The sequence below is a fragment of the Shewanella loihica PV-4 genome, assembly GCF_000016065.1.
GTDB lineage: Bacteria > Pseudomonadota > Gammaproteobacteria > Enterobacterales > Shewanellaceae > Shewanella > Shewanella loihica.
This window is the reverse complement of the sequence record NC_009092.1, coordinates 1,994,307-2,012,672: the sequence shown is the minus strand read 5'-3', so window position 1 is coordinate 2,012,672 and position 18,366 is coordinate 1,994,307. Positions and strand designations below refer to the sequence as shown.

15 protein-coding genes and 1 pseudogene are annotated in these 18,366 nt (G+C 49.5%); 9 read left to right on the top strand and 7 right to left on the bottom strand.

Annotated elements, in window-relative coordinates:
- Position 1 precedes the first annotated feature (1 nt).
- From hypF to SHEW_RS20835, 7 genes are all read left to right on the top strand, one after another.
- Positions 2-2,371, top strand: coding sequence for a carbamoyltransferase HypF (hypF, locus tag SHEW_RS09100; RefSeq protein ID WP_041406609.1), 2,370 nt, complete (start codon positions 2-4; stop codon positions 2,369-2,371).
- A gap of 151 nt (positions 2,372-2,522) precedes the next feature.
- Positions 2,523-3,356, top strand: coding sequence for a hydrogenase nickel incorporation protein HypB (gene hypB, locus SHEW_RS09095; protein ID WP_011865557.1), 834 nt, complete (start codon positions 2,523-2,525; stop codon positions 3,354-3,356).
- A gap of 2 nt (positions 3,357-3,358) precedes the next feature.
- A complete protein-coding gene (locus SHEW_RS09090; RefSeq protein WP_011865556.1) occupies positions 3,359-3,607 on the top strand; it encodes a HypC/HybG/HupF family hydrogenase formation chaperone in 249 nt (82 codons plus the stop codon).
- On the top strand, positions 3,604-4,719 hold the full coding sequence (hypD, locus tag SHEW_RS09085) for a hydrogenase formation protein HypD (protein WP_011865555.1): 1,116 nt from the start codon (positions 3,604-3,606) through the stop codon (positions 4,717-4,719). The genes SHEW_RS09090 and hypD overlap by 4 nt, the downstream gene beginning before the upstream one ends.
- Positions 4,720-4,721: 2 nt before the next feature.
- Positions 4,722-5,732: a hydrogenase expression/formation protein HypE gene (gene hypE, locus SHEW_RS09080; RefSeq protein WP_011865554.1), complete on the top strand. Its 1,011-nt coding sequence runs from the start codon at positions 4,722-4,724 to the stop codon at positions 5,730-5,732.
- Positions 5,732-6,082 (top strand): hydrogenase/urease nickel incorporation protein HypA, encoded by a 351-nt coding sequence (hypA, locus tag SHEW_RS09075; protein WP_011865553.1) that lies wholly within the window; start codon positions 5,732-5,734, stop codon positions 6,080-6,082. Before hypE ends, hypA begins: the two co-directional genes overlap by 1 nt.
- A gap of 25 nt (positions 6,083-6,107) precedes the next feature.
- A complete protein-coding gene (locus SHEW_RS20835) occupies positions 6,108-6,272 on the top strand; it encodes a hypothetical protein (protein ID WP_011865552.1) in 165 nt (54 codons plus the stop codon).
- Positions 6,273-6,790: 518 nt separating this feature from the next.
- On the opposite strand, the gene SHEW_RS09070 is transcribed toward SHEW_RS20835, so the two are convergent.
- From SHEW_RS09070 to SHEW_RS09060, 3 genes are read right to left on the bottom strand one after another with little or no spacing between them, the layout of a single operon-like run.
- Entirely contained in the window at positions 6,791-7,315 is a 525-nt protein-coding gene (locus SHEW_RS09070) for a hypothetical protein (protein WP_011865551.1), read from the bottom strand.
- Entirely contained in the window at positions 7,308-11,411 is a 4,104-nt protein-coding gene (locus SHEW_RS09065; protein ID WP_011865550.1) for an Ig-like domain-containing protein, read from the bottom strand. Before SHEW_RS09065 ends, SHEW_RS09070 begins: the two co-directional genes overlap by 8 nt.
- The gene (locus SHEW_RS09060) at positions 11,408-12,937 is read right to left on the bottom strand and encodes an alpha/beta hydrolase (protein ID WP_011865549.1); all 1,530 of its coding nucleotides are present in this window, start codon (positions 12,935-12,937) and stop codon (positions 11,408-11,410) included. Before SHEW_RS09060 ends, SHEW_RS09065 begins: the two co-directional genes overlap by 4 nt.
- 296 nt (positions 12,938-13,233) lie before the next feature.
- Between SHEW_RS09060 and SHEW_RS20385 the strand changes: the two are divergent.
- Positions 13,234-13,607 (top strand): annotated as a pseudogene (locus SHEW_RS20385) (IS3 family transposase); the annotation flags it as partial.
- A gap of 490 nt (positions 13,608-14,097) precedes the next feature.
- On the opposite strand, the gene SHEW_RS21005 reads toward SHEW_RS20385, so the two are convergent.
- A complete protein-coding gene (locus SHEW_RS21005; RefSeq protein ID WP_011865548.1) occupies positions 14,098-15,597 on the bottom strand; it encodes a hypothetical protein in 1,500 nt (499 codons plus the stop codon).
- A gap of 774 nt (positions 15,598-16,371) precedes the next feature.
- Here SHEW_RS21005 and SHEW_RS09050 point away from each other — a divergent pair.
- Positions 16,372-16,608: a hypothetical protein gene (locus SHEW_RS09050; RefSeq protein ID WP_011865547.1), complete on the top strand. Its 237-nt coding sequence runs from the start codon at positions 16,372-16,374 to the stop codon at positions 16,606-16,608.
- A 323-nt stretch (positions 16,609-16,931) separates the two neighbouring features.
- Here SHEW_RS09050 and SHEW_RS09045 read toward each other — a convergent pair whose 3' ends face one another.
- The 3 genes from SHEW_RS09045 to SHEW_RS09035 form a co-directional block, all read right to left on the bottom strand.
- The gene (locus SHEW_RS09045) at positions 16,932-17,321 is read right to left on the bottom strand and encodes a hypothetical protein (RefSeq protein ID WP_011865546.1); all 390 of its coding nucleotides are present in this window, start codon (positions 17,319-17,321) and stop codon (positions 16,932-16,934) included.
- A 135-nt stretch (positions 17,322-17,456) separates the two neighbouring features.
- Positions 17,457-17,855 (bottom strand): hypothetical protein, encoded by a 399-nt coding sequence (locus SHEW_RS09040; RefSeq protein WP_011865545.1) that lies wholly within the window; start codon positions 17,853-17,855, stop codon positions 17,457-17,459.
- A gap of 47 nt (positions 17,856-17,902) precedes the next feature.
- Positions 17,903-18,355, bottom strand: a complete 453-nt coding sequence (locus SHEW_RS09035; RefSeq protein ID WP_011865544.1) for a GNAT family N-acetyltransferase — start codon at positions 18,353-18,355, stop codon at positions 17,903-17,905.
- Between the last annotated feature and the right edge of the window lie 11 nt (positions 18,356-18,366).

Here is an 18,366-nt window from a genome sequence, read left to right as displayed (position 1 = left end):
CATGTCGAGCGGGTTACAAAGGTCCATGGCATCGACCAAGCGCGTACGACTGGCGGTAACAGGTATCGTCCAGGGGGTCGGCTTTCGCCCCTTCGTCTACCGCTGGGCGACTGAGCTTGGTCTGCTGGGCCTGACCTTCAACCATAGCAAGGGGGTGACAGTGGAGCTGCAAGGCAGCGATGCGGCGATTCACGCCTTCGTCGAGGCCCTGACCCAGACACCGCCGCCACTTGCCCGCATCGACAGCCTGAGCCAGACAGAACTGCCGCTTGAAGAGTGCAACAGCTTCGAGATAGTACACAGCCAGGCGGATGCCAAGGCCGTGGTGGCCGTCTCCAGCGACAAGAGCAGTTGCCAGGAGTGTCTCGATGAGATCATGGATCCCGGCAACCGTCACTATCAGTACCCTTTTACCAACTGCACCAACTGCGGCCCCAGATATACCCTGATCCGCGCCCTACCCTATGACAGGCCCAACACCGCCATGGCAGAATTCGCCATGTGTGATGCCTGCGCGGCGGCCTATCAGAATCCACTGGACAGGCGCTACCACGCCCAGCCGGTGAGCTGCCCAGATTGCGGCCCACAGCTCAGTCTATTAGACGCGCAGCAAATACCACTGGCAGAGAAGAACGCCGCGCTGGATCTGGCCGTCGAGCTGCTAGCCCAGGGCAAGACCTTGGCCATCAAGGGGCTCGGCGGATTTCATCTGGTGTGCGATGCCACCAACCATGAGGCGGTAATGCAGCTGAGATCCCGTAAGCAGAGACCGGCCAAGCCCTTTGCCGTGATGTGCGCCTCGCTGCCGATGGCCAAGACGCTGGCCTGCGGCAGCGACGCCGAATGGCAACTGCTGCAAAGCGCCGAGCGGCCCATCACCCTGCTGCAAAGGGCGCTCAACAAAGATGAATCCAGTAGCGATGCGCTGAGCAGCTACGTGCTGAGCCCGGCCGTGGCCCCCGGCATCGACAGACTCGGGCTGTTTCTGCCCTACACGCCGCTGCATCAGTTGCTGCTCAGCAGGCTAAACCGCCCGCTCGTGGCCACCAGTGCCAACCGTAGCGGCGAGCCCATCATCACACATGCAGAGCAGATCTTCGAGCGCCTGGGCGAGGTGGTCGATGCCGTGCTGGATCATAACCGCGAGATCCTTAACGGCTGTGACGACAGTGTGGTGCAGATGGTGGATGACAAGTTGCAGGTGATCCGTCTGGCGCGGGGCTATGCGCCGCTGACCCTGGCGCTACCAGAGGAAGTCCCCCAAGAAACCTTGGCCGTTGGCGCCCAGCAGAAGAACAGCATCGCCTTCGGCTTCGATCACAACCTGGTGCTCAGCCCACACATAGGCGATCTCTTCAGCCTGGAGGCGGAGCAATATTTTATCGACACCCTGGCGACCTTTAAGCGCCTGTATCAGTTCAGCCCCAAACACCTGGTGAGCGACAAGCATCCCGACTACGCCTCGACCATCTGGGCGCAGCAACAAAAGGATGCGCAAGGCATCGCCTACACTCAGGTGCAGCACCACTACGCCCATATCCTCAGCGTCATGGCCGTCAATCAGAGAGTCGACAAGGTATTGGGATTTAGCTTCGATGGCACGGGCCTAGGCGATGAGCGCCAGCTCTGGGGCGGCGAAGCCATGCTAGCCGATATCTCAGGTTTCAAGCGCGTCGCCCACCTAAGCCCAATGGCGCTGATCGGCGGCGAGCAGGCAATTAAAGACCCGCGCCGCATCATGCTGGCACTGCTGTTCGCGCGTTACTCGCCAGATGAAATTAAGGCGCTGCCACTGGCATCGCTTGAGGAACTGCCAGCCAGCCTCATCGGCAACCTGCATACCCTGTGGCACAAAGGTGTCGCGATTCAGATGACCAGCTCCATCGGCCGTCTGTTTGACGCCACCGCCTGCCTACTGGGACTGATGCAGACCACCCAGTTTGAGGGTCAGGCCGGCATGTTGATCGAGGCCAAGGCCAATGAGGTCAGCGAGGCGCAGTTAGAAAGCGAGCTAGCAGCGGCGGATCTAGCCTTCAGCCTGTGTGAGATCGACGGCGTATGGCAGCTCGCATCCCTGTGGGAGCAGATGGTCGATGCCCTACTCAAATGGCAGGACAAGCCCGAAGGCATAAGCCTTATCGCCCGCGGCTTTATGAACGCGCTGGCCCAGGCGGTTACCGACTGCGCCATCAAGCATAGTGGCTTCGACGTGGCGCTCTGCGGCGGCGTGTTTCAAAACCGCTATCTACTCAGCGAGACACGTAAACGCCTAGAGATGGCTAAGATTAAGGTGCTCGATTCGCACCAGGTACCGGTTAACGATGGCGGCATTGCCCTGGGGCAACTCTGGTACGCCATACACAAGCATTAACTCGGCTCGAGCCGCGCCCTAAATCGCCCTGCGATAAGCGCTTGAGCCAATTTGATTAACAGGATTTTGCCTAAAACTGACCCGGGTCAATGAAGTCATCGGGCCCCTAGCGCAAAATGGCATTAACGCCTTAGATTTTTTGGAGTTCATTATGTGTAAAGACTGCGGCTGCTCTATCACTCGGGATCACCACCACCATGATCACGACCATCACCACAGCCATGAGCATGATAATCATCACGAACACAGCCATGAGCATAGCCACGCGCACGGTCATGAGCACAGCCACGGGCATCATCACGACCACGGCACCCTGCGTAGCAATCCCCAGCTCAACGACAAGAAGACACTGTCTGTCATCCATAAGATCCTCGACAAGAACGATCACGAAGCGGCCCACAACCGTGCCCACTTCGAGGCCCACAATATCACCGCCTTCAACCTGATGAGCAGCCCAGGCAGCGGCAAGACCACACTGCTCGAGCACCTCAAGGAGTACACAGACCTCAACTATGGCGTGGTCGAAGGCGATCTTGAGACCTCCCGCGACGCCGACCGCCTTACCGCCAAGGGCATTCCCGCCTTCCAGATCCAGACCGGCTCCGCCTGTCACCTGGACGCCTTCATGGTGCACGATGCCCTGCATCATGTTGATCTGGCGGCCCTGGATATCTGCTTCGTGGAGAACGTCGGCAATCTGGTCTGCCCCGCCTCCTACGACGTGGGCACCCACTTCAACATAGTGCTGGTGTCTGTACCCGAAGGCGATGACAAGATAGAGAAATACCCTGTGATGTTCCGCAAGGCAGATCTGGTGTTGATCACCAAGGCCGACCTGCTGCCCCACTTCGATTTCAGCGTCGAGGAAGCCAAGGCCCAGGTGAAACGCCTCAACCCGGATGCCGAAGTGATCACCACCTCCATTAAGGATGGCGACAGCATGCGCGCCGTGGTCGACTGGCTAAACGCCCACAGGAGCCAATAAATATGTGCCTATCCATCCCCTCAAGAATTGTAGCACTCCACCCCGAGGAGCAGGCCGTGACGGTCGAGACCCTGGGGGTGAAGCGCAAGGTCAGCAGCCATCTGATGGAGGAGCCACTGGCGCTTGACGACTATGTGCTGATCCATATCGGCTTCGTGATGAACAAGATAGACAAGGCCGACGCCGAGCAGAGCCTGGCCCTGTATCAGGAGATCGTCGCCAAGATGAATGAGCAGGAGACCCAGGCATGATAGAGCTAAAACAGCTGTATCAGGGCTTTAGAGATCCTGAAACCATACACAACCTGGCTAAGGAGATCGCCCTGCACGCCGCCAAGCATGAGGGCAACATCTACATTATGGAGGTGTGCGGCGGTCATACCCACACCATCATGAAATATGGCCTCAACCAGCTGCTGCCAGACAACATAGAATTTGTCCACGGTCCGGGCTGCCCCGTGTGTGTCATGCCCAAGGAGCGCATCGATCACGCCGCTATCCTGGCCTCTCAGCCCGATGTGATCCTGGTGACTCTGGGGGATATGATCCGCGTGCCCGGCTCAAAAGGCAGCCTGGCCGAATTCAGGGCCAAGGGCTGCGATATCCGCCCGCTCTACGATCCCATGGACGCCCTGACCATTGCCAAGGAGAACCCGGATAAGCAGGTTATCTTCTTCGCCATAGGATTTGAAACCTCAACCCCCATGACCGCCGTGCTGATCGAACAGGCCGAGAAACAGGGAATTGATAACCTACTGTTTCATATTAACCATGTGCTGGTGCCACCGGCCATAGACGCCGTGATGGCCGATCCCCAGGCCAAGGTGAATGCCTTTATCGGCCCGGCTCACGTGAGCGTGATCGCCGGCGCCAAGCTCTACCGCCCCGCCGTGACCCAATACGGCACCCCTGTGGTGGTCTCAGGCTTCGAGCCTGTGGATGTGATGGAATCTATCCTGCGCATCGTCAAGCAGAAGGTCGAAGGCGTCGCCGAACTCGACGTACAGTACAGCCGCGCCGTGAGCGAGGAAGGCAATGTGCACGCCCAGCAGAAGGTCAATCAGTACCTCACCGTCAGGCCACATTTTCGCTGGCGCGGCCTGGGGCCGCTGAATGAGTCGGCGTTGATGCTAAGACCCGAATTTGCCCACCGCGACGCCGAGGTGATCTATCGCGACAAGCTGGACGTGGCCGATATCGACGATCACAAGGCCTGCCAGTGCGGCGACATCTTAAGAGGCATCGCCAAGCCGAAAGACTGTAAGGTCTTTGGCCGTGGCTGCACCCCAGAGACCCCCCTCGGCAGCTGCATGGTCAGCTCGGAAGGCGCCTGCAACGCCTATTACCGCTATAACGGAGTCTAATCATGGCCGACAACGAAAAAACCGTACAACTCAGTCACGGCGGTGGCGGCAAGGAGATGAACCGACTGATCAAGTCGATCTTCTTCAAGGCCTTCAACAACCCGATTTTGGCGAGTGAAGAAGACGCCGCCCTGCTCCACTTCGAGGGTCAGGCCGCCTTTACCACAGACTCCTTCACCGTGTCGCCGCTGTTTTTCGCCGGTGGCAACATAGGCAAGCTCGCCATCGCGGGCACGGTCAACGATCTGGCCATGATGGGCGCCGAACCCCAATACCTGAGCTGCAGCTTCATCATCGAAGAGGGCTTTGCCATCAAGGATCTGAAAGCCATCGTCGGTAGCATGGCCGAGGAGCTGCACAAGAGCGGCACCCGTATCGTCTGTGGCGACACCAAAGTCGTGCCTAAGGGCTGCGCCGATGGCCTGTTTATCAACACCTCCGGGGTCGGCCGCGTATTAAAACCACAGATCTCGGTGAAAAACCTGCGTCCCGGCGATGCCATCCTGGTCTCGGGCGATATCGGTCGTCACGGCGCCGCCATTTTGATGGCCCGCGAGGGACTCACCCTGGAATCTGAGCTGGTCAGCGACTGCGCCAACCTCTGGCCCGTGGTCGAGCAGCTGATCGCCTGCAACATAGAGGTGCATGCCATGCGCGACGCCACCCGTGGTGGCCTGGCTGCTGTGCTTAATGAATGGGCGGGCGCCTCCAATGTCGGCATCAATGTCGAGGAGAGCAAAATCCCCGTGTGTGACGAGGTAAAAGGCTTATGTGAGCTCTATGGCTTTGAGCCCCACGACCTGGCTAACGAAGGCACCTTCATCCTGGCGGTACCGGGTGAAATCGCCGACGGCGCACTGGAGATCATCCAGCGCTACGGCCACTGCCAGCAGGCGGCCATCATAGGCCATGTGGAAGAGACTCATCCGGGCAAAGTGGTCCTCAAGACCCCATGGGGCAGCAGCCGCTACCTCGACCTGCCCCAGGGTGAATTGCTGCCAAGGATCTGTTAATGCACGAGTATTCGATTGTCACCGCCCTACTGGAACAGTGTGAACAGCACGCCATCGCCAATCAGGCGAGCAAAATCACTAAGGTGGTGATAAAAATCGGCGTCCTAAGCGGCGTCGAACCCGCCCTACTGGCGACCGCGTTTGAAACCTTCAAGCTGGAGGGGCGCGCCAGAGAGGCGGAACTTGAGATTCTACATCAGGAATTGGTGCTCGAGTGCCAGGCTTGCCAAAGCACTCATACCATCAAGGAACGAAGTGTCATTTGTCCTAGTTGTCACAGCTATGAGACCCGCATCATCGAAGGGGAAGAATTGCTGCTGATGCAACTAGAGCTGGAAACCGATGAATAAAACCAAACATAAATGGAGTATTACAATGAAAAAAGCCTTACTGCTACTCGCTAGCCTTCTTCCTGCGGCGGCCTGGGCACACCCAGGGCACAACGGCATAGGTCTGTTCCACCACCTCAACGACCTACTACCTATCATAGCGCTAGTGATCATCGTCGCCGGCGTGATGCTGTGGAAGAAACGCTCATAATCCAAGCGTTACCCTAAGCGTAAAGACAGCGTTAGACTCCCCAGAGTCTAGCGCGGTCTCGATCCGTCTAGCCAAAACAGACTTTAAGTCAGCTCACATAGAGCTAGCAGGCAGGCTTTGACAAACTACTCTCTTCTCACTCTACAGCGAGCCAACAGCTTGCGCCCTCTCCCATCAATTAACTTAAATACGCCTTAAACGACTCGAACAGACACTTTTTTAGCGCTTCATCCGAAAACCTTAAAACCTTGCCACGGCTCAACTCATTTTGGACAGAAATGCGATAGAGCATGGACTCTAAAGCTGGGGGTAAGGAAAAATATGGTAATCAAATAAAGTCTACTCTTACCCCACATATCACTGACTCCACATATCATAATGGCTAGCCCGATTAATTTCTTTTGCGCTCTAGCGACGGGCTTGAATGATGCTGAAGTGTTGTTGGATGGTATCCATAATTTATGCGACTTATTTCTTATGCCCAAAAAAATGAGGGATCGGATGACCATGTTCCACTTTTAATATCCAGAGTTCCCCAAAAATGATTCTCTAACATACACCGCAAACCGCCCATGCTTTTCTGAATCCCAAGAAACATCAGTTTCTACTTCACTGGGAAATTTATTATTGGCGTAAACACTAATAGTCCAATAATGAGGTCTAAATGGATCAAACAAGCTTCTAGTCCGTGCAACTACACTAACATCGCTATATAAGACATTGTTGTCATCCAAATACTGTTTCGCCGCGGCAACTACCTTGCTTGGGGGCTGATCGACTCTTTTTTCAACAGGATATAACAAGACAACAGACAACATGCCTATGGTTCCAAAAACCAACATATTCGGCCATTTAACAGGCCCGAAATACCAAGCAACAAGTCCGGATAAAATCAACCAGATAGCAAAGCATATGTAGAGCGGCTCTAAATCCAGCAACATAGGGAAAAAAGAGACACCTGTATCTCCGGGCGCTGCACTGTAAAACAGTGCAGCGCCGAATAATAGCGAACACATAGCCTCTAACATTCTTAACTTAATCAAACTGAATGCTCCACTGTGTTAATGTGCCAAGATTATCTTTCTTTTGATCGCTAACCTTGAGCGTCCAAACACCCTTCACCGTTTCAATCATATTCGAGTCAATAGTCCATGATTCATTCAAAACATAGCTGCCAGGGTTGGACAAGTTATAATGTCGACCAGAAGGTGATACTAATTGAATCGCAATGTCGGCCAGGTTGGGGTGCAATATCTTGGCTGATACTGTGATGCCCGATGGATAGATATCCGAGGGCACGGTGATGCTTGAAGACACACCATAACCTTTATTATCAGGTATCTCGAACTGAGAAACGTTGGTGAATACCTGGCCAGCAGCTTGCACAATGAGAATTGTCACAGAATCTGAAGACACTTCTTGTCTGGAATCGACAATGGTTGCCTCTATAGTATGTTGGCCAGGGGACAAGATGACTTCCTGCAATTTCCCCTCCCCTAATTCACCATCGATATTGGAGCTCCAGGTTACAAAGTTACCTAGCTCACCGTCTTCAATATCCCATGCGCTAGCATTTAGCTGGATTGACGATCCAAAACCAAATTGTTGACCATCGATTGGAGCATGAATTTCGATAAAAGGTGCAGTGTTTGGGTTTGGCTCAACAGTGACGAAGACGCTAGCAGTAGCCCTTAACTGACCATCTGTGATCTCATAAGTAAATTGGGTCGTACCGACAAAATTTGTCGGAGCCGTGTACTTAATCTTATTGTCTTCTATTTCCGTGAAGCCGTTAGTTGCTTGAGTGACAGACTCAATAGTCAGCAGGTCTCCATCGGGATCTGAATCGTTGGACAGAACGTCATATTTGATACTTGCGCCCTGATATACCCTAATGGCATCGTCTTCGGCTGAAGGGGCACTATTTCCATCAACAATGCTCACTAGGACTGTCGCCTGAGATCTGTCACCTGATGGATCGGCTATCAGGTAAGTGAAAGAATCCTGGCCGACATAACCAGACTCTGGTTGGTAGATTATGTTGCTGCCAGACAAAAGAGTGCCACCATGAGCGCCCTGGCTGAAGTCGATTAATTGAATGGGATCGTTATCTGCGTCAGTATCATTAGAAAGCACATCGATACTAACGGCAACATTGACCTGGGTAAAGGCAACATCATCCATGGCAACTGGAGCTGTGTTGCCTTTATTCACGGTAACATACACAGAAGCAGAAGCTGTATTGCCAAGTGTATCTATTACCCTGTAAGTGAACACATCATCTCCAAAGAAGCCAACATGTGGGGTATAGGTTAACTTGTTGTGTGCAAGACTGACCGCCCCATGTGCTGGCTGAGTATAATCAGAAATAGTCAATGCTTGAGATGATGACGCCGAGTCGTTGCTTAAGACATCAATCTCGATTGAGGTATTGGCCGCAACGGAAACCGTATCATCGAGAGCAACAACCTTGGGGTCGTTACTTTTCACTGACACGTGCACCAGCGCGGTAGAAAGATTCCCCTGAGCATCTTGAATTGTGTATGAGAAGATTTCGTCACCCACAAAGTCAACGTCAGGGGAGTAAACCAGCTCGCTTGCTATACCTCTTATCACCGTTCCATTATCAGGCTGAGTAAAGCGGATAACATCGAAAGAATCCCCTTCTAGATCATAATCATTGCGCAGCACATCTATCACTAGAGGGGTATTTTGAGTCGTTTCGAACACATCATCAACGGCCACTGCCGGATTGTTTGCAAACACAAAGTCAATATTAACTATTGCATTCGAAGACCCGCCTTTGCCATCTGAAATCGAATAGGCAAAAGTATCTGTACCACTGGCATTGAGATTGGCAGTGTAAGTGATGAGCTTATCTGTTACCACTAGACTGCCTTTGCCTGGCAAAGAATAACCTGAAATTCGCAAGTCATCCTGATCAGGATCTCTGTCGTTTGCCAACACATTCAAAACTGATTGGGATCCAGGAGACAGTGAATAGGCGTCATTCACTGCAACTGGAGGACGATTTACCACGTTGCCTATCTGCACTGTCACCTGAGATGTCGCTGTTCCACCCTTGGCGATGTTGGAGGCAATATCATAGTCAATAATGGTGTAACTGAAACTATCATTGCCGAGGTAACCAGGGTTTGGAGTGTATCCAAGTTGATTGCCATAATTGACAAGAGTGCCGTGACTGGGTTGCGTAAACGAAGAAATGTAGAGTCCGTCGCCGTCCGGATCAGTATCATTAACTAGCACCTGGAAATACGAGGTCATGTTTTCGGGGACATGATAAGAATCTGCATTGGCAATAGGTGCATGGTTGGGTTTTACCGATACGCGCACAGTGCCAATTGCAGAACCACCCTTCAAAATATTATTTCTTGGATGAATATCAACTATTTCGTATTGAAAAACGTCATCACCTTCAAAGCCTGAATTTGGCGTATATTGAATAGAATTACCGACTATTTCTGCTATCCCATGCTGAGCGGGTGTGACTGAGTTTACCTTTAGCAAGTCACCGTCATCATCAAAATCATTTTGGGCCACATGTATATACATGGCTTTTCCAGTAGAAGTGACCTCATCGTCTACCGCAACGGGAATGGCATTCTCGGCCGTCGAACAAGCTTGAAAATCCCAACAGGAATATAATGCACTGGTTGCCACATTCCTTTTAGATATAACATTGCCTCCTTTTATCAAGGGATACATGGTTAATTGCTTTATTTTCAACGCCTTGTTTGATTGTAGTTTTGCAAAATCAAATGCAGGAATGGAGAATGTAATTCTGTTAATTCCTTTCATCAGTTCGATGTCAGGATTGCCATATACTCCAACATGTTCGTCACCGACGGTGGTTATTGTGGCCGAGTAGCCAAACTTTGCTGCTGCGGGAAGCGTATCGACCTCAAAAGAGACGTCTATCATTTCGATGAAACGTCCATCCTCACTGTCAATAGACTCGAATGTCACATTACCTAAATAAAGTAAATCGTCACGCTCCCAGGAATCATTTTCAAAATATGAAGTAGTGTAAAAATTATCTTTATCTTGAATCCTCACATAACCATAATCAAGCCAGAAATCTGAAACTGTAAATTTACCTGAATATCCTAACCTCCTGATTTCCTCACCTTTAAACGTTACAGAAATTTTATTTTCTGTAGCATCCATTTTGCGCCCAGCAAAAATTTCAGTACCATCTTCGGTCTCTAACGTAACCCTGTTATAATAAAATCCTGTCGATTGAAATGGGCCAGCAGTCTCAAACTCCAATCTGAGTTCATCAATGTAACCGTCTTTGTCCAAGTCGACCAATATCTCATTAACACTGCCGGTAACATATACTTGTGGGAGTATAGAGTTAAAGCTTTGGTCAACACTGACTTCAAACTTCTCACCGTTTAAATTAGTGCCATTAATTCTGACAAGCACAGTGTACTCCCCCTCAGCCTCAGGGGTGAAAAATGCATGATAACTCCCATCTCTAGCTTTGAAGTCCATTCCAGAGCCATCATCTACAGCTATAATCTTGCTGACTACAACACCATCTTTCAAAAATTCAAAAGAAGCTTCGGCTGTAACCAGTGGAACGCTATCATCATACAGTTGCACATAGACAGGAAACATATTTCCTACGCTAATTGGTTTTTTATTTGGACCAACTTCACCAACTGTTAATGCAAAATTTATTTTTGATGTAGGGAATTTTATTCTGATTGGAATTAGATTTTGAGGGTCACTCGCCTTTCCTGTAATGACATATTTACCTGAGGCAACATTATTGAGCTCTATGATAAGGCTATTTTCTAACGAAATTAAGTGTTCTTCCGGAGTCAATGGGGTAAAGAATAAAAAGTTACAATTGTAACTTGAAGCATTCTTGGAGTTAATGACAACTCCACTCGGCGTAATTAACTGAATATCGCTAACATTTGTATCATAAATCATAGGAATCGAAATGACAAACTTGTCAAGAGCAGGTGACAAAAATGATGTTGAAAACTCACCATTTATAATCTCGCCTGACTTATGAATCTGTATGCTTTGTGGTATTGAACTAGCACTAAAAGTATAGAGTGCAACTAAGATACCTAATAATATACTTAAAATCAGCTTGTTCATTTCAAATTACTCCAACCCAACATTCCACCAAGCGCCTCGTTTAAAAAAACCTCTTGAGCCTTGTCTTGAATCACAGTGCCATGATTCGCATAAATTGAAACGTTTTTATTTGAGTCCATTGGAGATGCACTATCAACACTTACCATTGAATCATTCTGTTTTGGTGAAGAATTCGGTATTGGCACATAAATTGGCTTATCATATTCAAAACTTTGAAAGTACGCTTTCTCGTAATTTACTTCATAATGACTTACCCCCTTTATTAAATCGAACATTCTCTGAGAGAAATGCTGATTAACCTGATTACCGCTTACCTCATCAGAAGAGAGTGTTCCATTATCATCAGCATCAATATTGCCACTAATAGACAAAAACTTCTGTTCAGATGGAAAACTATAATCTTCAGAAAATTTTGTTGCCATATCAATAGTTATATCACATATATCTGCAAACAATATTTTAGGTGCAATAGAATATTTAATCTGGTCAAATTTGATAGCATCAGCGAGTATGGTACCGTAGAATGGTGAACCATGACTCACTAGCGAATTGACATTCATAGGTTTTAAGATAACACTTCCATCCATCACTCCATTCTCAACTAAGACATTGCTATTATTGGTCAGGTATACAAAATACCTTGCATCCAATCCTCCTTTTGAATGCGCAATCAGATTAAAGTTATTATTTTTATACATTTCTGAAAATTCTTTAGCTGCATTTAAAATTTCACCACCAAACTCTTTTATTGAGCCAGCATCATTATTGATACAAGCATTTTTTTCTGGGTAATGATCATGCTCAACGATTAGATATGGCAAACCCAAATCTTCTACGACTTGTATGTAACCACTATTCTTAAAAGCAGAATCACTCCCCCCCATACCTGGTAAAAACAAAACAGGATCGGCTACTTGATATTCCAGAGTCACGTAATCAACTTCAACCGCCCATTTTTGACAACCAATTGCGCCAGAACTTAGTTCCACATTCTCATTTCCGATATCGATTCTTATCTGCACTAAGTTTTCACTAACCTCGCCAGGAGATGTAGGCAGATTTAATTTCGAAATATCCATTTCGAATGTATTCTCTGACCATAATTCATTTGAACCTGACAAGAAACCAATTGGCTCGCCATTGAAATACACTTCATCTATTTCTGCGGCCAAATGGTCTAACTCACCATCATAATCGCAGTCTTGTAATACGGATTCGTTGTCGACATCGAATACCGGCATAGATATTATGAACTTATCAGATATCAACTTGTTTTCTTTGAGTTTGGCGACATCACCGACATAACGATCGATTTTCAGACTGAATTGTAAGTCAAAGGTTTTTGCATCATCGCGCAAGATATATACGTCATTGTCTTGACCTTTATCCGAAACAACAAACGTATTTGAAGGGGTGTTAATAGTATCGAAACTAAATGGCGATTTGCCGACATGCGAAGGATATTCAGCAGATTCTATATATGCGGAAAAGAGCAACACAGCGAACAGCACAATTATTTTAAACATAAATACATCCTTGTATATTACTGATCAAATATTGTCCACACCTTACAAGCTAGCAAGCTCATTAACTTTTGTCAAAGTCATAAATCGGTCACAGCAGGTGTTGTGGCCAAATGTTTAGTTTAGCTTATTGGCAGCGAAATTTATTTAATTACAGAGTCCAACCCATGCAGGAATAATCTTCCCTAGGCTAAAAGACAACGTCTATAGCCTCCCCCTTAGCAAGGCCTTGCAATTGTTCGCTCAGAACCTGCTCAATGAGTGGAACAACTCGGTGAAATGCAGATTAACGATGATGGCCTAGAGTGAGTAACGGCAATCCCTATTCAGAGTCATTATTTAAGACCTTAAAATACCGTCCGCAGTGGCCAAAGTCAGGTCTTAGCAGTTTAGCTGCTGTAAGGAAATGAGTTGAGAGGTATATGAAGTGCTATAGCTATGAGCATAAACATAGCAGGCATAACTTTTCTCATCAGCACAACGTCATGCCCTGCAAGATAGCGATATCTTAGCCAATCGAAAGAACATTCTCGAACCGGCCAAGGCAAGAAAGCCCAAGCGTTGGTCCAAATACGTTAGACATTGTTAAGCTGTTGGCCCAGCAATGTTAAACCCTGATAAGGCATCCGCAGATGACGTAATAAATGCAGCTTATTATTTGAGCGAAAAGTGACAGCTACCATGAAAAACACTGCTCTGTAACGTGGGGGCAATCAACAAAACGAAATTAGAAAATGTATTACAAAGAGATGACCGCTGCATTGAGCAATATGCTGACGCTAACTCGTAACGGGGCATTATCGGTTTAAAGTAGTCGCTCTAAAGCATTTAAACAGTATCGAGTTAGGGATTGCTATGGAAACAGTCTGCTTCGGTAACTTAAAATTGGGGAAAAGCAAGCAGACGACTTTGTTATTCGAGAGCATTGGCTCATAGGCTTCATGGCGGCGTTCGCCTGTCGAACAGTGGCGGGCGATCCTCCTTCCTGTGCGCATCCGAGCAATTTACCTATTAAAGCGACGGGCTTGTTAAGCAGGCAAATAAAGTGTCGGCTACGCGACACTTATTCATATTTGTTAGTTGCTTTTTGACAAATGACTCAAACGACTTTAGTCGACTTGCTGGTCTTGATGTTTTTCAAGCCAGCACGTATCAGGCACCTTCTATGAGGGATCGGTGTTGAAGATGAAAAGCACTTCACCGTTTCCGGAGTTTCCTGCATAGGAAGTCGGGGCCTTGCTGTCCGTCCTGGTTGAAGGCATCGCGTAACTACCGCCACCGCCACCACCATAGCATCGGTAATCGTCCCCGCCAGAAGCGTCCGTGCCATATACGGTACCGCTGCCGCCGCCACCATAGCCGCCACCGCCGCCCCCGCCGCAGGTGGCCGGGTTGCCGCCCTCACCACCTTTGCCGGCATTGACCGCCAGATTGGGGCCACCGTTTATCCAGCCCTTTGAACCTTCGGAACCCGAACCTCCCGACGCACCGCCGAATCCCTGATAGCCGCCGTTATGGCCATCGCCCCCGCAGGCCACGCCTTCCGTACAATCGGTTCCGCCCCCGCCCATGCCGTTGGTATTGGTGAACCAAGACCCATCTAAAGAAGGCAGGCCATCGTAAAACGCGTTTGCGCCTACGCCGGTTGCCGATTTGCCAACCTGGCTTGAATACGCGAAGCCGCCGTTGCCACCGCCGCCGCCTTGCATAGAACCGCTGTAGAAGGCGCTGCCCTCGCCGCCGCCACCACCGCCGCCGGCGATCAGAACTATCTCGTTGTGCGGCAGGGAGCCGTCCGGCTCAAAGCTTGTCACGATCGTGGCAGCGCCTCCGGCCCCTCCGCTGCTATCATGACTTCCCGCTTGCCCCAAGTAGTAGTAGAAAATCGCATTTCCGAAAATATTTCCATACTCGGTGCCTGTGGTTACCATCTGGGCAAAGCCTCCTTTGCCACCTTCTCCCGACCCGCCGCCTACTGAATTGTTAGTGCCGTTACCTCCTCCGGCGCCGATTGCCTGTATCCATAAGGTTGTATTCTCGTCTATGGCGCTGTTGAGGAGACTTGCCTGGGTTGCAATGTTGGTCCAGAAAACCGCTTGATTACAGCTGGTATTTAGGCTGCAAACCACCTGGTTTGAATTGCCGGGGGCAAGAGAACAGGTTGCATCGCAGTCCTCGATAGCGTACGAAACCGCTCCACCCAGTTCGAAATTTGTCACTGCGGTGTGCATCTGGCCCACATCGTCCATGACGGTGAGCGTCGCCTGGTAGTTCCCCGAAACGTCTTTGACACCATTGGTTGAGGCGGTATCGGCGTAGGGGTGGACTTTCAGCGGCCCCCGGTTAGGCCCACCCTCAATGGTAACCGGCCCATAGACGGTTTCGCCCGTATCCAGGTTTTTTACCGTGTAAGTATGAGCAACCAGCTTTCTCTCACCGCCTGCAACAGAAAAACTACCATCGAGTTCCATTCGGCCGGGCACGTTAGACGATTCCATTGCCGTCAGTCGCGCAGTCGGAGCGTTTTCACTACCGTCACAGCCCTGCAGTGCGCCCATGGAGCAGGCCAGCACTATGAATGCCGGTTTCGATGAATGGGCGAAATTCGTCACCCCTGTGTACAGACGATGGATCCGGCTTAGAAAAGCTGGTGATAAAGACATTCGGTTTCCCCTTGATCTTCCTTTTTCCTGGGCGTTGTAACGATTCAGCATCGGCAAGGAAGGATTAATTTGACCATTTCCACAAATGGCCTTTTTTTGCCAAAAAATGAGTCAATCCAAGTTCCTTTTGTGCGACTAACTAAAAAGCCCCAGTGTAAGTCAATAATTTGATTGATAATAAATGTGCGAAATACAGAGTTATCCTTGGATTTCATCAAGGACAACCGCATAACCTTGGAACACAGGCAAACTGAATACCACGAATTCACCGCCAATGAAAACAAAATTGCAACATATGTACACTTCTGCTCTTTCGCATTCCTATGTTCACATCCCTCTGTTCAGGACATTGCTGCTTCCATGTACGACACCGGCCGGGCAGGCGTTAGTTCCGCTGAAGGTACAACCTTCAAATCCACTGTGTAGACACGAATACCGGCATACGCTGAACTAACAATTAACGAAATGAGCGCAGAAGTCGCTCACTAATTCACCACCAACAAACCCCACCTCAACCTTCAAACCTCTAATCAAAAACAATGCCAACTCCCCCACTTCCCATTCAAACAGAGTCAAAAAATAGATCCTTTGCTAATAAAATGACAGCGTCATTTTTACATACATAAGCAAGCACTTAATAAATTTTAAACCATTAAATACAAATGGTTACACAGCAGAGCAATACACTAAAAAGCGGCAAAACATTGACAGTTTATTTCCTAAAAAAAGCGGCGTATAGTGCGTTTCTAATTTAGTGACACCAGGGTGAAAATCATGTTCCGCTTTACAATTTATTCCATCGTGGCCTATGCCTTCTGGCTGACCTTTGTCGACGTATCCAACTATTTGGGTGCGGAGGAAGAAGGTGGCTGGCTGTCGACCATCAAGAGCGAGTGGACCAGCTTTAAAAATGATGAGCCGCCGCTGAACGCTAACTATCTCAGCAGCCAGGCCACTGATTGCCAGGCAAGCAACTCTTGCTATGAGCCAAGTGAGCCACTGGGCGAATAAACTCAAGTTAAGAATTTAAAGCGACAAACCTAGGGTGAACAACCTCAGCCTAACATGCGCTAAGTTTGCACCTTGCCATTACATCTTGGGACGACACTTTCACCCCGCGGCGCATGCCAGAGTCACCCCAAGATGTCTGCTGTTGGATTAAAAGCCAGATTCATAGGCCAGTTCATAGTTAGCGCCAAACTCAGTTCTAAACCCCAGTTCTAAACCCCAGTTCTAAACCCTAGTTCTAAATCTAAGTTTTAAACCTTAGCTCTAAACCTTAGCTCTAAACTCTAGTTTTAAACCTTAGCTCTCTCCCAGATGCACTCTCAGAATTAGCCCAGAAAAATCCCCGCCAGGGTAAAGGCGCTCACCAGGGCGAAGAAGATCCACTGAAACAGGGAGCGAAATGCGCCCTTCATCTCGGCAAAGTATCCTATGTAGATCTGCCAGACCGCAAACAGCACGAAGTTCAGCGCGATAAACAGCAGCAGCCCATAGCTTTGCATGTTTGACACCATGGAGAAGGAACAGGCCAACAGCACCAGCGCCGAGAGCACCAGAAATACCGAGATGTAGTGAAATACGCAGTGCATGACAGATTTGGCAATGGGGTCGAAATCCGCCTCAAGCATAGGGGTTAAGAAACGTTTTTTCCCCAGGGTAAAATGGCCGACGCAGGTCAAGATGGCGATGATGCCGGCGATGAGAAAATAGATGTTCATCGAGTCTCCATGAAAACGGGCGAGTAAAGATCACTCCTACCTAGACCAGTCTAGTCGATTCCCTGTTTCATGCATGATCGAAAAAGAGTGCGCTGGCGCACTCTTTTCTTGAAATTTTGTCTGTGACAGAGGCGCTTACATGGTCGCCATGATCCAGTAGTCCAGACGCTCCTGCGGGTTAGCCATCAGTTTCTGACAAGGGCCCTTGTAACGGTTCATCAGGCTACCCAGGTTGTGGTTGCTCGGCAGGCTGGCCTTCTGCTCGGCAACGGTTGCCGCTAGCTGCTGCTCTACCTTGTCGGCGTCCTGATACTTCTTCGCCAGCGTCACGGCATCTTCGCCAGACTGCTTAAGCCTTTCGCCCACTGGTTTCATCTGCGGCGCATTCATGCCTGAAATGGTCTCTGAGGCGATTTGGTAATAGGCGGCGCACTCCAGCACCTCCTTGTTAAATGCCAATTCGGCTTCTGAGGGGGCGGCAACGGCGCTATTGGCCATGAGGGCGAATAGCGAAAGTGTGAGAGTCTTGCGCATCAATACTGTCCTTGAGCAATGAGTTTGAACCATTTCTACTTTAGATGTCACTGAATATCAAGGTTATAGCCTAAAAATTCTTGCTCCAGCTGGAAGCCGAGCGACTCATACAGGGCCTGGGCCTGATGGTTATCTTTATGGGTTTCGAGAAAGATCGAGGCAATCCCCTTGGCCTTGGCATAATCGATGGCGGTCGTCATCAATCGCCGCCCTACCCCGACGCAGCGGGCATGCTGGGTGACATAGAGGTCGCTCAGGATAAGGTTGGCGCGGGCATGGATAGAGCTGAAACTAGGATAGAGCTGGCAAAAGCCCAGGCCATTGCCCTGGGCATCTAACATCAAGAAGATCACCGCATCCTTGCGCGCCAGGCGGGCATTGATAAACTTGTTGGCCAGGTCAATATCGCTCGCCTGACCATAGAACTGACGATATTCGTTAAACAGGCCCGCGACAACGGCCGCATCTTCCAAGCTTGCCCTGCGTAATTCTCCCGACATTTATCCTCCCT

Bases quoted from the DNA above. Each gene is read 5' to 3' on its own strand.
- hypF (WP_041406609.1), top strand. From the start codon at position 2: ATGTCGAGCGGGTTACAAAGGTCCATGGCATCGACCAAGCGCGTACGA.
- hypB (WP_011865557.1), top strand. From the start codon at position 2,523: ATGTGTAAAGACTGCGGCTGCTCTATCACTCGGGATCACCACCACCAT.
- SHEW_RS09090 (WP_011865556.1), top strand. From the start codon at position 3,359: ATGTGCCTATCCATCCCCTCAAGAATTGTAGCACTCCACCCCGAGGAG.
- hypD (WP_011865555.1), top strand. From the start codon at position 3,604: ATGATAGAGCTAAAACAGCTGTATCAGGGCTTTAGAGATCCTGAAACC.
- hypE (WP_011865554.1), top strand. From the start codon at position 4,722: ATGGCCGACAACGAAAAAACCGTACAACTCAGTCACGGCGGTGGCGGC.
- hypA (WP_011865553.1), top strand. From the start codon at position 5,732: ATGCACGAGTATTCGATTGTCACCGCCCTACTGGAACAGTGTGAACAG.
- SHEW_RS20835 (WP_011865552.1), top strand. From the start codon at position 6,108: ATGAAAAAAGCCTTACTGCTACTCGCTAGCCTTCTTCCTGCGGCGGCC.
- SHEW_RS09065 (WP_011865550.1), bottom strand. From the start codon at position 11,411: ATGAACAAGCTGATTTTAAGTATATTATTAGGTATCTTAGTTGCACTC.
- SHEW_RS09060 (WP_011865549.1), bottom strand. From the start codon at position 12,937: ATGTTTAAAATAATTGTGCTGTTCGCTGTGTTGCTCTTTTCCGCATAT.
- SHEW_RS21005 (WP_011865548.1), bottom strand. From the start codon at position 15,597: ATGTCTTTATCACCAGCTTTTCTAAGCCGGATCCATCGTCTGTACACA.
- SHEW_RS09050 (WP_011865547.1), top strand. From the start codon at position 16,372: ATGTTCCGCTTTACAATTTATTCCATCGTGGCCTATGCCTTCTGGCTG.
- SHEW_RS09045 (WP_011865546.1), bottom strand. From the start codon at position 17,321: ATGAACATCTATTTTCTCATCGCCGGCATCATCGCCATCTTGACCTGC.
- SHEW_RS09040 (WP_011865545.1), bottom strand. From the start codon at position 17,855: ATGCGCAAGACTCTCACACTTTCGCTATTCGCCCTCATGGCCAATAGC.
- SHEW_RS09035 (WP_011865544.1), bottom strand. From the start codon at position 18,355: ATGTCGGGAGAATTACGCAGGGCAAGCTTGGAAGATGCGGCCGTTGTC.